Source organism: Micromonospora sp. WMMA1976 (genome assembly GCF_027497335.1).
Lineage (GTDB): Bacteria > Actinomycetota > Actinomycetes > Mycobacteriales > Micromonosporaceae > Micromonospora > Micromonospora aurantiaca.
Map to the genome: position 1 here is coordinate 2878947 of NZ_CP114912.1, position 12843 is coordinate 2891789.

The 12843-nt window shown below is 72.2% G+C and carries 13 protein-coding genes; 7 read left to right on the forward strand and 6 right to left on the reverse strand.

Annotation, left to right across the window (positions count from 1 at the left end):
• Positions 1-42 precede the first annotated feature (42 nt).
• Complete coding sequence (locus O7546_RS13330; protein ID WP_194801565.1) at positions 43-933, forward strand: diiron oxygenase; 891 nt, start codon at positions 43-45, stop codon at positions 931-933.
• 44 nt (positions 934-977) lie between these two features.
• Here the strand turns inward: O7546_RS13330 and O7546_RS13335 are convergent, their stop codons facing one another.
• The 5 genes from O7546_RS13335 to O7546_RS13355 all read right to left on the reverse strand — a co-directional run bounded on the left by O7546_RS13335 (position 978) and on the right by O7546_RS13355 (position 4107).
• A complete protein-coding gene (locus O7546_RS13335; RefSeq protein ID WP_281601156.1) occupies positions 978-2429 on the reverse strand; it encodes a cellulase family glycosylhydrolase in 1452 nt (483 codons plus the stop codon).
• Positions 2430-2567: 138 nt separating this feature from the next.
• Positions 2568-2852, reverse strand: coding sequence for a BON domain-containing protein (locus tag O7546_RS13340; protein WP_176739676.1), 285 nt, complete (start codon positions 2850-2852; stop codon positions 2568-2570).
• Positions 2852-3418, reverse strand: a complete 567-nt coding sequence (locus O7546_RS13345) for an STAS domain-containing protein (protein ID WP_194801564.1) — start codon at positions 3416-3418, stop codon at positions 2852-2854. Before O7546_RS13345 ends, O7546_RS13340 begins: the two co-directional genes overlap by 1 nt.
• The gene (locus O7546_RS13350; RefSeq protein WP_194801563.1) at positions 3415-3732 is read right to left on the reverse strand and encodes a hypothetical protein; all 318 of its coding nucleotides are present in this window, start codon (positions 3730-3732) and stop codon (positions 3415-3417) included. Before O7546_RS13350 ends, O7546_RS13345 begins: the two co-directional genes overlap by 4 nt.
• A 9-nt stretch (positions 3733-3741) precedes the next feature.
• Positions 3742-4107 (reverse strand): STAS domain-containing protein, encoded by a 366-nt coding sequence (locus tag O7546_RS13355; protein WP_194801562.1) that lies wholly within the window; start codon positions 4105-4107, stop codon positions 3742-3744.
• Between the two features lie 149 nt (positions 4108-4256).
• Here O7546_RS13355 and O7546_RS13360 point away from each other — a divergent pair, with 149 nt between their 5' ends.
• The 4 genes from O7546_RS13360 (at position 4257) to O7546_RS13375 (ending at position 7789) form a co-directional block, all read left to right on the forward strand.
• The gene (locus tag O7546_RS13360; protein ID WP_194801561.1) at positions 4257-4931 is read left to right on the forward strand and encodes a response regulator transcription factor; all 675 of its coding nucleotides are present in this window, start codon (positions 4257-4259) and stop codon (positions 4929-4931) included.
• Positions 4928-6277, forward strand: a complete 1350-nt coding sequence (locus O7546_RS13365) for a HAMP domain-containing sensor histidine kinase (RefSeq protein ID WP_194801560.1) — start codon at positions 4928-4930, stop codon at positions 6275-6277. Before O7546_RS13360 ends, O7546_RS13365 begins: the two co-directional genes overlap by 4 nt.
• Positions 6274-6837 (forward strand): GerMN domain-containing protein, encoded by a 564-nt coding sequence (locus O7546_RS13370; RefSeq protein WP_194801559.1) that lies wholly within the window; start codon positions 6274-6276, stop codon positions 6835-6837. The genes O7546_RS13365 and O7546_RS13370 overlap by 4 nt, the downstream gene beginning before the upstream one ends.
• Before the next feature lie 142 nt (positions 6838-6979).
• Positions 6980-7789, forward strand: coding sequence for a SigB/SigF/SigG family RNA polymerase sigma factor (locus tag O7546_RS13375; protein WP_194801558.1), 810 nt, complete (start codon positions 6980-6982; stop codon positions 7787-7789).
• A 71-nt stretch (positions 7790-7860) separates the two neighbouring features.
• Here the strand turns inward: O7546_RS13375 and O7546_RS13380 are convergent, their stop codons facing one another.
• Positions 7861-9861: a glycosyl hydrolase family 28-related protein gene (locus O7546_RS13380; RefSeq protein ID WP_194801557.1), complete on the reverse strand. Its 2001-nt coding sequence runs from the start codon at positions 9859-9861 to the stop codon at positions 7861-7863.
• 200 nt (positions 9862-10061) lie between these two features.
• Here O7546_RS13380 and O7546_RS13385 point away from each other — a divergent pair, with 200 nt between their 5' ends.
• Together O7546_RS13385 and O7546_RS13390 are read left to right on the forward strand one after the other, a co-directional pair.
• Positions 10062-11063, forward strand: a complete 1002-nt coding sequence (locus O7546_RS13385; protein WP_194801556.1) for a LacI family DNA-binding transcriptional regulator — start codon at positions 10062-10064, stop codon at positions 11061-11063.
• Between the two features lie 347 nt (positions 11064-11410).
• Positions 11411-12787, forward strand: a complete 1377-nt coding sequence (locus tag O7546_RS13390; protein WP_269696884.1) for an extracellular solute-binding protein — start codon at positions 11411-11413, stop codon at positions 12785-12787.
• The last annotated feature ends 56 nt before the right edge of the window (positions 12788-12843 follow it).

Consider the following 12843-nt stretch of genomic DNA (forward strand, 5'->3'; position numbering starts at 1 on the left):
ACTCGTAACAGTTACTCGAAGTTACGTCAATATGGAGGGGTCATGGCCGGATTCCCGCGCGAGGCGGTCGCCGACCGCCTGCTCTCCGCCTCGGTGCGCACCAGCTACGACCCGATGGTCGACATCGACTGGTCGGCGCCACCGGTGCCCGGCGCGTACTGGATGCCGCCGACGCGCAGCAGCCTCTACGGCACGTCCCTGTGGGACGGACTGACCGAGGACCAGCGGGTCGAGCTGACCAAGCACGAGGTCGCCAGCGCCGCCGCCGCCGGGATCTGGTTCGAGACGATCCTCATGCAGATGCTGATCCGGCAGTACTACGACGCGGACCCGACCAGCCGGCACGCCCAGTACGCCCTCACCGAGGTCGCCGACGAGTGCCGGCACTCCGTCATGTTCGGCCGGCTCATCGAGGCCACCGGTGCGCCGGTCTACCGCGCCGAGCCGTTCGACCACCTGCTCGGGCGATGGCTCAAGTCCACCGCGACCGGCCCGCAGATGTACGCGGCCATCCTGATCGCCGAGGAGATCCTCGACTCGTTCCAGCGCGAGATCATGGCCGACGAGTCGTTGCAGCCGCTGATCCGGATGGTGTCGCGCATCCACGTGGTGGAGGAGGCCCGGCACGTCCGCTTCGCCCGCGACGAGCTGACCCGCCAGGTCGAGGCCGCCGGGCCGGTGGCGCTCGCGTACGCGCGGCTGGTGATCGGCCGGGCCGCGTACTCGATCACGCGACGCCTGGTCCACCCGCGGGCGTACGCGGCGGTCGGGATCGATCCGGCGGCCGGGCGGGCCGCGGCGCGTACGAACCCGCACTGGCGGGCCACGCTGCGCTGGTCCGCGCAGCGGATCGCCGACCACCTGACCGACCTGGGTCTGGTCGCCGGGCCGGGCCTGGTGCTGTGGCGCCGGGCCGGGCTGGTGGAGGGCTGACCGGCGGCGACCCGAAGGGGAAAGGATCGCCGCCGGCCGCCCGGTCAGGAGGTGGGGAAGTCGTCGGCGGTACGGATCCGGTCGCGCATGTACGCGCCGGACTCGGTGAGCACCGACGTCCCGCCGAACGCGCCGGACGCGCAGGTGCCCGGCCGCAGCGCCGCCGAGCCCTCGGGGGCGTCGGAGAACGTCCAGTTCGCGTAGCTGATCTTCAGCCGGTCGAGCAGGTCGAGCCAGGCGTTGCTGCTCGCGGTGTCGACGGCGCCGTCACCGGTGTAGGTGACGGTGCCGAACTCGGTGACGAACAGCGGCAACCGGCTCGCCGCCCGCTGCACCTCGTTGCGGTAGTTGTCCTTGTGCGACGCGGCGTAGAAGTGGAACGTGTACATGATGTTCTGCGCCCGCACCGGGTTGTTCACGATCTCGTCGGAGTTACTGCCGTCGGACACACCCAGCGAGGACCATCCGCGGGTGCCGACGATGACCACCGCGTCCGGGTCGTTGGCCCGGATCACCGGGATGACCTGCTCGGCGTAGGTGCGGATGGTCGACCAGCTCACCCCGTTGGGTTCGTTGGTGATCTCGTAGATCACGTTCTTCTTCGCCGCGTTGCGCGCCGACACGGTGGCGAAGAACGTCTTGGCCCGGTCCAGGTTGTACATCGGGTCGCCGGGGGTCAGCGTGTGGAAGTCGATCAGCGCGTACATGCCCCGCGCCTCGGCCTTGTCCACGAGCGTGTTCACCTGGGCGGTGAAGCCGGCCGGGTTGGTCTCGTAGCCCTGCTCCTGCACGTACATCGAGACGCGCAGCAGGTCGGAGCGCCACTCGTTCGCCAGCACGTCCAGTGAGGCGTCGGTGTAACAGTTGGCGAACCACTGCAACCCGTGCGTGCTCATACCGCGCAGCTGGATCGGCCGCCCGTACTGGTTGCAGAGGTTGACGCCGCACACCTGGAGCTGGCCGTTGATCGCCACCGGCGTGGTGCCGGTCGGCGGCGGGGTGGTGGGTGGCGGGGTGGCGGGCGGGGGAGTGGTCGGCGGCGGCGTGGTCGCGGGCGGCGGGGTGCTCGTGCCGCCGGTGCAGACCGTGCCGTTGAGAGTGAACGACGTGGGGTTCGGGTTCGACCCGGTCCATGAGCCGTTGAAGCCGATCGTGGTGCTCGCGCCGGTGCCGAGCGTGCCGTTGTAGTCCAGGCTGCGCGCGGTGACCGCCGAGCCGCTCTGCTGCCAGGTGGCCGACCAGCCCTGCACCAGGCGCTGGCCGCCGTCGGGGAAGGTGAAGCCCAGCGTCCAGTTGCTCACCGGATCGCCGAGGTTGCGCACCGCCACGTTCGCGGTGAAGCCGCCGGGCCAGGAGTTGGTGGTGTAGGTGACGGCGCAGCCGGTCGCCGCCATCGCGTTCGGCGAGGGCAGGACGGCCACCGCCGCCAGGGCGAGCGCGCCGACCGCGCCGCCGGCGAGCAGGTGCCGCCGGGACGGGCGGGGAATCGAGAACATGCGGGAAGGTCCCATCGCTGGATGGTGATCGGACGGTGCCCGTCGTGAACCTGCCCGGAAAGCCCGACGCGGCGGCCTGGGGGGAGCGCTCCCAGACCGAGCGTAGAGGTGGACGCCGATGCGTGCAACAACTGCGGCTCAGCGGCCGCCGCGCCGCCCGCCGTAGAGCCGCAGCGCGTTGCAGACGTCGAACACACCCGGCACGTCCCAGGCCAGCTCGGCGGCGACCAGGCGGGTCTCCGGGTCGGCCACCAGGCCGGCGAGGATGACCACCCGGTTCTGCACGGTCACGGTGATCTGCTGCCGGCGGGTGGTCCAGTCGGCGCTGAGCCGCTGCGCGACGAGCGACGCGAGCCGGGTGTCCGCGTCGTCGGGCTCCGGTCCGCCGCCGGTGTACGGGAACTCGGGGTACGGCCAGGGCATCACCACGGGGAGGGCTCCTTCTGTTCGGTCAGGACCGGTCGCCGGGTTGCGGGGCCCGGCGCCGGGGCGCGGCCGTCGACGACGGTGAAGACGCCGTCGAGCCGCATGGTGTGCAGCACGGTGAGCACGAACCGCGACGGCGACAGCAGACACAGTTGCCGTCCGTCGCGCCGCGCGTCCTGGTGCGCGCGCACCAGCAGGCTGAGCCCGGCGGAGTCGATCACCTCCAGGCCGGACAGGTCGACCAGCTCCATGTCGTCGCGGTGGGAGCGCTCGGCGAGGGCGCGGCGGACCGCGGTGGCCGGGTCGACGTCGTGCGCCGCCGGGGTGCCGGCGACCTGTTCCAGATCGTCCATGCCCAGGCCGTCGTCGGCGATGACCGCCCGGGTGCTGCACCGGGGACAGTGGTGGGGGCCGGACGCGAACGGAGAGCCGACCCAGTCGTGCTCGAACACGAGCGTCCACACCACCTCGGCGTCGGGCAGCGTGGCGCCGGTGCCGGTGACGCTGTCGCCGCAGCCGTCGCAGATGAGCATCATCAGGTGGTCAGCGGGTACGACAGTCACACCTCCTCCTTCCGCCGGCCGCCGCCCGCACCGGGCGGCGTCTGGCCCTCCGGCTCCGGCCGGCCCGCGGCGACCACCGCCAGCACGACCGCCACGGCGGCGAAGCCGGTCTGCACCACCAGCGGCAGCACCGGCGATCCGTCGGTGCGGTGGTCCACCAGGCCGACCACGATCGCGCCGAGCAGCGCGGACGCCACGCCGAGCGCGAGTGTCAGCCACACCGGGACGGCCTTGCGCCCCGGCAGAACGAGGCGTCCCAGCCCGCCGACGGCCAGACCCACCACGAGCGCTCCGACGAGCGTGCTGCCGGTCACCACTCCTCCTCAGCGAGATGCGGACGCGACCCGGGCCCGGCCGCGCACGGCCGGACGGGGCGTGTCGACGACAGGTACGGCACCGAGCCCGGAGTTCTCCAGGATGCGCCGGATCCGTGGAGGTGGATTGCTCAGCGTGAGCAGGCCGCCCTGCCGCGCCAGCCGGCGGTGCACGTCCAGCAGCAGCGCGACGGCGGCGGGGTCCACATGCCGGCACCCGGCGAGGTCGACGGTCAGCTCGCGGGGCCGCAGCGCGAGGATGCGGTCCAGCACGTGGGCGACCTCGGCCAGCCCGGCGGGGTCCAGCTCGTCGGTGATGTCCACGCGCACGTGCGGCACGGCGGACTCCGGCGGGGACGGCAGGCTGGCAGGCATCGGGTCGCTTCCGTGACGGGATCGGGTCAGTCCCCACTCTGCGCAGGGATCTTGGAGGTCACCGGACGGTTGTATGACGGTTCGATGACAAAAACCACGAACGGCCCACGCGATTGGGCGACCCGTGCCGGGCCGGTCATGATGCCCATATGACGGCCGTACTGGTGATCGAGGACGACGACCGCATCCGGCTCGCGCTGCAGCTCGCCCTGGAGGAGGAGGGCTACGAGGCCGACGGCGCGCCGACCGCCGAGGACGGGCTGCGCCGGCAGCGGGAGAAGCCGGCGGACTACGTGCTCGTCGACCTCATGCTGCCCGGCATGAACGGGTTCGACTGCATCCGTCAGCTGCGCCGCGACGACGACGTACCGGTCGTGGTGATCAGCGCCCGCGACGACACCCACGACATCGTCGCCGCGCTGGAGGCCGGTGCCGACGACTACGTGGTGAAGCCGGTCGCGATCAAGGAACTGTCCGCCCGGCTGCGGGCGCTGCGCCGGCGCGTCCGCACGGTGGCCGGGCCGGTGCCCGCCCAGTTCTTCGGCGACCTGGAGATCAGCGCGGAGGCCGGCGAGGTGCGGCGCTCGGGCCGGCCGGTGCCGGTGACCCGCACCGAGTTCCGGCTGCTCTGCGAGCTGGCCGAGCACGCCGGCCGGGTGCTGTCGCGCCAGCAGCTGCTCAGCCGCGTCTGGGGCTACGAGACCGGTGACGAGCGGCTCGTCGACGTGCACGTGGGCCGGCTGCGCCAGAAGATCGAATCCGACCCGGCCAACCCGCGCCACCTGGTCACCCTGCGCGGCCTCGGCTACAAGCTCCAGCGATGACCCGCCCCGGCCTGCGCGCCCGGGTCACCGCGGCGTTCGCCGTCGGTGCGTTGCTGCTGTCGGCGCTGATGGCCCTCTTCTCGTACGACCTGACCCGGCGCTCGCTGCTCGACGAGCGGGAGCGCACCGCGGTCCGGGCCGCCTACTACGACGCCGCAGTGGTTCGCTCCGGCCTGGACACCGGCACCCCGGACGTGGTGGCCGTGCTGCGCTCGCTCGACACCGGCAGCGCCCGCCGTCCGCTGCTGCACCTGCCCGACGGCTGGTACGCCCGGACCGCCGACGTGGGCGCCCGCTCGGTGCCGGTGGAGTTGCAGCGGATGGTGGCCGACGGCAAGCCCGCGGTGCAGCGGATCCGGCTCGACGGGCAGCCCGCGCTGCTGGTGGGCGTGCCGCTGCCCGGCGCGCTCGGCTACTACGAGCTGACCTCGCTGCGGGAGGTCGAGGAGACGTTCCAGGTGGTGGGCCTGGCGCTGATCGCCGTGGCGATCATGGTCGCCGGCGCGGGCGCGGCGCTCGGCTGGTACGCCACCCGGCACAGCCTGCGGCCGCTCACGGCGGTCGCCGACGCGGCGGAACGGATCGCCGCGGGTGACTTCGCCACCCGGCTCGACCCGACCACCGATCCCGACCTCACGCGCCTGTCCAGCTCGTTCAACGAGATGGTCGACAAGCTGGTGCACCGGATCGAGCGGGACCGGCGCTTCGCCGCCGACGTGAGTCACGAGCTGCGTTCGCCGTTGCAGACGCTGGCCGCCGCCGCGAGCGTGCTCCACCGCCGCCGGGAGCACCAGGACGAACGCACCGCGACCGCGGCGGGCCTGGTCGCCGACGAGGTGACCCGGTTCCAGCGCCTGGTCGACGACCTCATCCAGCTGGCCCGCACCGAGCAGCCGGCCCACCGCGAGACGGTCGACGTGGTGGAGCTGGCCCGGACGGTCTGCCGGGAACGGTCGCTGCCGGAGAGCCTGGTGACAGTCGACGGCGACGCCCCGCGCCTGTGGTGGGTCGACCGGCGCCGGTTCGCCCAGACGCTTCTGAACCTGCTGGAGAACGCCGAGCGGTACGGCGGCGGACCGGTCACGGTACGCCTGGCCGGGCGCGACGGCGTGGGCGTGCTGGAGGTCGATGACGCCGGTCCGGGCGTGCCACCCGGCGACCGCGAGATCATCTTCGACCGGTTCGTCAGGGGGCGGGCGGCGCACGACCGGGCCGGCACCGACGGCACCGGCCTCGGGCTCGCGCTGGTGGCGCAGCACGCCGCCGCGCACGGCGGTACGGCCGCGGTGCTGGACCGCGAGCCCGGCGCCCGGTTCCGGGTCGAGCTGCCCGGGGCGCTGCGATGAGCCGGCGGCGGCTCCTGCCCGGCCTGCTCGCGGTCGTGCTGCTGGCCGGCTGCGGGGTGCCGGTGGACGACGAGCCCCGCCCGGTGCAGACGCCGCCGGGGGCGTTCCCGACTCCCACGGTGTCCTCGACCGCCGACGTGGACGGGCGGGTGGACGAGCCGTTCTGCTTCGTCCGCGACGACGGGCTGGTCGTGGTCACGCGCCGGGTGGACGGGCTGCCCGGCGTGGACGCGCATCTGCAGCACCTGCTGGCCGGGCCGGACGGCGGCGAGCGCCGTCAGGGGCTGGCCACGGCGCTGCCGGGCACGGTGGCGGTGGCCGGCGCGACGCTGGCCGGCACGCTGGCGACAGTCGACGTGCGCCAGGCGGGGGAGGAGACCGGCCGCAACGACGAGGTGCTGGCCTTCGGGCAGATCGTGTGCAGCCTCACTCAGCGGCCGGACGTGTACAGCGTGGCGTTCCGCCGGGACGGGCAGCCGCTGGAGGTGCCCCGCGCGGACGGAAGCCTCTCCGCGCTGCCGCTCACCGCCGCCGACTACCGGCCGCTGCTGCCTCGTTGACGCGCCCCTACCGGCTCTATGTCCGGATATGACACTAAATCTCCATCGTCCGTTCGGTTGATTTGATGGTGGCCTTTGGTCTAGTGTGGCTGGCACGACCGGTGTGGGAGGCCACCCGTTCTCCGAGGACAGGAAGGGCAGCATGACCACGATGACCATGGCATCGACCGCGACCGAGGTGCAGCGCGCGCCGCAGACCGGTGAGGAGAGCCGCGCCAGTGAGCTGATCGTGGCGCTCGCCGCGCTGCCCGCCGACCACCCGCAGCGGGCCGCCCTGCGCAACCAGGTCATCGAGGCGTGGCTGCCGCTGGCGAACCACCTGGCCGCCCGCTACAGCGGTCGCGGCGAGCCGGCCGGCGACCTGGCCCAGACCGCCGCGCTCGGCCTGATCAAGGCCGTCGACCGGTTCGACGCCTCGCGCGGTGTCGACTTCGCCGGCTTTGCCATCCCGACCATCCTCGGCGAGATCAAGCGGCACTTCCGCGACCGCACCTGGAACATCCGGGTGCCGCGTCGCCTCCAGGAGCTGCGGCTGCGCATCTCCGAGGCGAACAGCACGCTGACCCAGACGCTCAACCGGGCCCCGACCGTCGCCGACATCGCCGCCCACCTCGACGTCACCGAGGAAGAGGTGCTGGAGGGCCTGGAGGGCGCCCGCGCGTACAACGCGGTCTCGCTGTCCACCCCGATCGGCGACGGCGACAGCGCCACCGAGCTGGGCGACACGCTCGGCACCGAGGACAACGAGTACGAGCTGGCCGAGCTGCGCGCCTCGCTCGGCCCGGCGCTCGCCACGCTCGACGAGCGGGAGCAGAAGATCCTCACGCTGCGCTTCTACGGCAACCTGACCCAGAGCGAGATCGCCGCCCGGGTCGGTGTCTCCCAGATGCACGTGTCCCGGCTGCTCGCCCGCGCCCTGACCAAGCTGCGCGGCCAGCTCACCGAGGCCTGATCCACCCGCACCGCGACCCCCACCGGCCCGGCCGGCGGGGGTCGCGTCGTGTGTCGGGGTCGCGTCGTGTGTCACCAGCGCGAGGGCGGGGGCGGCGGCACCACCGGCGGCCGGTCGTCGCAGGTGACGGTGTTCGGCAGCAGCCACGGCGCCAGCCAGCCGCCGTCGTTGCCGCCGAGGTCGGCCAGGCCGAACTCCGACCCGTCCGGGGTGAAGTGGAACGACCCGCAGTTGTTCACACCGACCGCGCCCACGCTGCGGGCGTCCACGTTCGCGAAGCTCGCCCCGCCCGCCGTACGCGCGCTGACCACCGACGTGCCGGTGCCGTCGACCCGGATGTCGCGGAAGCGGACGTTGTCGATGCGGACGCTGTCCTTCACCGGCCAGTCGCTGACCAGCATGATCGCGTTGTAGGTGCTGTCCAGGTACGCGTCGCCGGTCACCTGGATGTCCGCGGCGTCGATGCTGCGGTCCAGCGCGTAGAACCAGATCGCGCCGAGGCCGATGTTCCAGTTCAGGTCGTACGTGCCGGCCCGCACCGTGGTGTTGCCGGTGATCAGCAGCCGGCCGGTGAACGGCTCGGCCCCGAACCGGGAGCCCACCTGGATCGCGCTGCCCTCGCGTACCGGGTCGGCGATCAGGTTGTGCGCGACGGTCAGGTCGGTGCCGCCGTACAGCGCGATGCCGTTGGCGAGCACCGGCGACTGCACGGTGTTGTACGCGAACGTGTTCGACGCGTTCGCCGTGCCTTCCGACCACATCGCCAGCGCGTCGTCGCCGCTGTTGCGGACCACCGAGTTCGTCACCGACGAGTGCGTGACGCCGGTGTGGAGGTTCAGCCCGTCGGCGATCTGGTCGGCGATCACCGTGTTCGTGACCCGCAGGCCGGTCATCGGCCCGTCGAACCACATGCCGACCTTCGTGTGGTGCAGGTAGAGGCCGTCGATCGTGCTGTGGTTCAGCGCCCCGCCGACTGCGTTGACCTGGTCGGTGTCGATCCGCTCGCGTACGTCGCCCTCGATCGCGAAACCGGACAGGTGCACGTCGCTGCTGCCGCCGTCGGCGGCGTCGCGGCCGTAGAAGCCGACACCCGTGTGCCGGGAGCCGTCGGGCGCTGGGGTGCCCAGGGCGACCTCGCGCCCCCGCACGATCGTGTACCAGCTCCCGGCCCCGGCGATCGTCACGTCGTCGACGACGATGTGCCGGTTGACCTGGTAGGTGCCCGGCGGCAGGTAGAGCGGGCGGTCCATCCGGCGGGCGTACGCGATGGCCCGGTCGAACGCGTCGGCGGACTCCCGCCGGCCGGTCGGGTCGGCGCCGAAGGACAGCGCGTCCACCGCGCGGGGGACCACGCGGGGCGGCGCGACCAGGTGCGCGTCCACCAGGTCGATGACCGTCCACGCGGCGGCCGAGCCGCGCGGCGCGGTCAGCCGGACCACCTCACCGCCCCGATGGGTACGACCGAGCAGCAGGCGCTGCTCGTCGTAGAAGTGGTGCGGCCGGAACGGCTTGCTGATAACCGGCGTCGGCGTGGTGGCCGCCGGGACGCAGGAGCACTCGGTGATCCACCAGTCCGGGTGCAGCAGGTCGGCGCCGGGGTCGTTGGTGAACGGGTACTGGTTGTAGAGCCAGGCGTACTGCGAGGTCAACGTCATGGTGCGGGCGCGCGCGTGCCCGACGGACACCCGCAGCGGCGCGGTGATCCCGCCGCCGCCCGGCGCGTCCGGGATGCTGTAGCGCACGGTCAGCGCGTTCGTGGGCCGGGGGAGCGTGAGTTCGACGTACTGGCCGGGCAGCAGCCGTACGGCCCGGCGGCCGGACGCCTCACCGGCGAGTGTGTACGCCGACCGGTCCGGCCCGATCACGGTGCCGGTGGTCCGGCCGTGCTCCGCCTCCTGTTCGACGTAGTCCACTGTCGCGCCGCGCCCGGCCACCAGCGCGGGGTCGAGCCCGGCGCGGGTCACCACGGGAGCCGGTCCGCGCGGCGGGCCCGCCGTGGCGGCGCCGGGCGGGACGAGCAGGGCGGCGGCGACGACCAGCGCCGCGAGGATCCTCGGCACGCTCCGCGACATCGGAGCACCCACTTTCTCGGGGGACGGGTGGCCCCGGCGGCGCAGGCCATCGACAAGGTTCCCCATGTTATTCCGCTGCTCTGTCGCCTTTCAAGCATCAATCTGCTCGCATCTTTCGGACCGGCTGCGGCCGTTCGCGGCAAGACCCGACCCGCTCCGGCTGTTCATTTCTTGCAAGAATCCGACGTACGATTGCCGCCGTGACGAAGCGCCTGACCGAGGTGGCCCGCAAGGCGGGCGTCAGCGAGGCGACGGTGAGCCGGGTGCTGAACGGCCGCGGCGGCGTGTCCGAGGCGACCCGGACCGCCGTGCTGACCGCCCTCGACGTGCTCGGATACGAGCGCCCGAGCAAGCTGCGCGGCGAGCGCGCCCGCCTGGTCGGCCTGGTGCTGCCGGAGCTGCAGAACCCGATCTTCCCGGCGCTGGCCGAGGTGGTCACCGGCTCCCTCGCGCAGCGCGGCTTCACCCCGGCGCTGTGCGCCCGCACCATCGGTGGCGTGCCGGAGTCCGGGTACGTGGAGATGCTGCTCGACCACCAGGTCAGTGGCGTCATCTTCGCCGGTGGCTCGTACGCCCTGGCCGACGCCTCGCACGAGCACTACCGGCGCCTGACCGACCGTGGCCTGCCGGTGGTGCTGGTGAACGCCGGCGTCGAGGAGCTGGGCTTCCCGCGGGTGTCCACGGATGACGCGGTCGCCGTCGAGCAGGCGTACGGGCACCTGCGCTCCCTCGGCCACGAGCGTATCGGCATGGTGCTCGGCCCGGCCGACCACGTGCCGTCGCGCCGCAAGCTCGACGCGATGGTCCGGGCCGCCGGCTGGGGCGAGGACCGGTCCCTGGTGGAGCGGTCCAGCTTCTCCATGGAGGGCGCGCGGGTCGCGGCCACGAAGCTGATCGAGCGCGGCGCCACCGGGATCGTCTGCGCCAGCGACGTGCTGGCGCTGGGCACCATCCGGGCCGCCCGCCGCCTGGGTTGCGCCGTGCCGGCCGACGTCTCGGTGGTCGGCTTCGACGACTCGGCGTTCATGACCTGCACCGACCCGCCGCTGACCACTGTGCGGCAGCCGATCGAGACGATGGGCCAGGCCGCCGTCGACCTGCTGGTGACCCAGATCGAGGGCGCCGGCGTGCTGCACGACGAGCTGCTGTTCGAGCCCGAGCTGGTGGTACGCGGCTCCACCGCCCCCGCCCCCCGCCGCTGACCCCCGGCGGGCTCCGCCCGCCCGCCCGCCCCGCGTCGCCGCGCCCCGCCGCGTCCGTCGATCTTGGAGTTGTGGCGCCCGGAATGCGGCCTAGTTCCGGTATCCGAGGTGCCACAACTCCAAGATCGACGAGCCACTCGCACCGCAGTCGAGTTCTTGCATTCCTGCGTTCGCATCTTGCTGGGTTCGGTACGCGTCGCTACAGTGACTCCACTCACACCTGACCCGGGGCGCGGTTTCCGGAGGCAGGGCGCGCGCGGCTGCCGTTCCACCACCTGAGGGCAGCCGCGCGGTCACCGCACATCAGTGAAGGCCATGGATACACCCGTTCCCGAAGGGATGGACAGATGTCCGTACCGCAGTATCGGAAGGTCGCGGCCGTGGCGCTCGCGGCCGGCCTCGGGCTCAGCCTTGCGGCGTGCTCCACAAAGAGCGACGACAGCAGCGACGCCGGCGGCAAGGTCACCATCACCGTCGACTGCCAGCCGGTCGGCGCGCAGAAGGAACTGCTGAAGAACTGGAACGACGACGTCGCCGAGTTCCAGCGGCAGAACCCGGACATCGTCGTCAAGAGCGTCAGCGTCGGCGAGCAGTGCAACAACCCGCCGGACTTCACCGCCCGCCTCGCCGGCGGCACCGTCACCGACGTGTTCTACGGCTACATGACCGACCTGCAGCAGGTGCTGGACTCCGGCCAGGCGATGGACATCGGCCAGTACGCCACAAAGGACACCATCCCCACCTGGGACAGCGTCGACCCGGCGCTCAAGGAGGTCTTCACCGACGGTGGCAAGCTCTACGCCGTACCGGTGAAGAACTACTCGATGGGCCTGATCTACAACAAGGCGCTGTTCCAGCGGGCCGGGCTCGACGTCAACAATCCGCCGAAGACCTGGCCCGAGGTGCGGGCCGCGGCCAAGAAGATCTCCGCGCTCGGCGACGGCATCGCCGGGTACGCCGAGTACAGCGCCGGCAACACCGGCGGCTGGCACTTCACCTCGCTGCTCTACTCCCAGGGCGGCCAGGTGCTCAGCGCCGACGGCAAGAAGGCCGACTTCAACAACGCGATGGGCAGGCAGGTCCTGCAGAACCTCAAGGACATGCGGTACGGCGACAACAGCATGGGTGCCCGGCAGCTGCTCCAGTGGGGTGACCTGCTCACCAACGCCGGCGCCGGCAAGGTCGGCATGTTCATCGGCGCGCCGGACGCGACACAGGCGATCGTCAGCCAGTTCCAGGGCAAGTACCAGGACTGGGCGATGGGCCCGCTGCCCGGCCAGGATGGCCCGGCCAAGGCGACGCTCGGCGGCGGCGAGGGCTACTTCTTCAAGAAGGGCCTGAGCCCGGAGCAGGTGAAGGCCGGCCTGAAGTGGCTCGCCTACCAGAAGCTGACCCCGGGTAAGGGCCAGTTCGACTACGTGCGCGCCAAGCCGCAGAACTACCCGGTCGGCCTGCCCCAGCCGCTGCTGTTCGCGAACGGCAGCGACGCGCAGAAGCAGGAGTTGGAGCTGCGCAAGGCCAACGCGAACGTGGACACCACCAACTTCGCGGTCTTCGAGGCCAACCCGGTGCCGATCAAGGGCGAACCGCGTAACGCCCAGGCGATCTACGCGGTGCTCGACGCCGCGATGTCCGGGGTGCTGACGAACCCGAACGCGAACATCGACGCGCTGCTCAAGACCGCCGAGGACAAGGTCAACCAGCTGCTGGCCGCGCAGAGCTGACCCGACCGGAGGTGGGGCCGGCGCACCGGCCCCACCTCCCCGAGCACCGCAGGAGT

Bases quoted from the DNA above. Each gene is read 5' to 3' on its own strand.
- O7546_RS13330 (WP_194801565.1), top strand. From the start codon at position 43: ATGGCCGGATTCCCGCGCGAGGCGGTCGCCGACCGCCTGCTCTCCGCC.
- O7546_RS13335 (WP_281601156.1), bottom strand. From the start codon at position 2,429: ATGTTCTCGATTCCCCGCCCGTCCCGGCGGCACCTGCTCGCCGGCGGC.
- O7546_RS13340 (WP_176739676.1), bottom strand. From the start codon at position 2,852: ATGCCCTGGCCGTACCCCGAGTTCCCGTACACCGGCGGCGGACCGGAG.
- O7546_RS13355 (WP_194801562.1), bottom strand. From the start codon at position 4,107: ATGCCTGCCAGCCTGCCGTCCCCGCCGGAGTCCGCCGTGCCGCACGTG.
- O7546_RS13360 (WP_194801561.1), top strand. From the start codon at position 4,257: ATGACGGCCGTACTGGTGATCGAGGACGACGACCGCATCCGGCTCGCG.
- O7546_RS13365 (WP_194801560.1), top strand. From the start codon at position 4,928: ATGACCCGCCCCGGCCTGCGCGCCCGGGTCACCGCGGCGTTCGCCGTC.
- O7546_RS13370 (WP_194801559.1), top strand. From the start codon at position 6,274: ATGAGCCGGCGGCGGCTCCTGCCCGGCCTGCTCGCGGTCGTGCTGCTG.
- O7546_RS13375 (WP_194801558.1), top strand. From the start codon at position 6,980: ATGACCACGATGACCATGGCATCGACCGCGACCGAGGTGCAGCGCGCG.
- O7546_RS13380 (WP_194801557.1), bottom strand. From the start codon at position 9,861: ATGTCGCGGAGCGTGCCGAGGATCCTCGCGGCGCTGGTCGTCGCCGCC.
- O7546_RS13390 (WP_269696884.1), top strand. From the start codon at position 11,411: ATGTCCGTACCGCAGTATCGGAAGGTCGCGGCCGTGGCGCTCGCGGCC.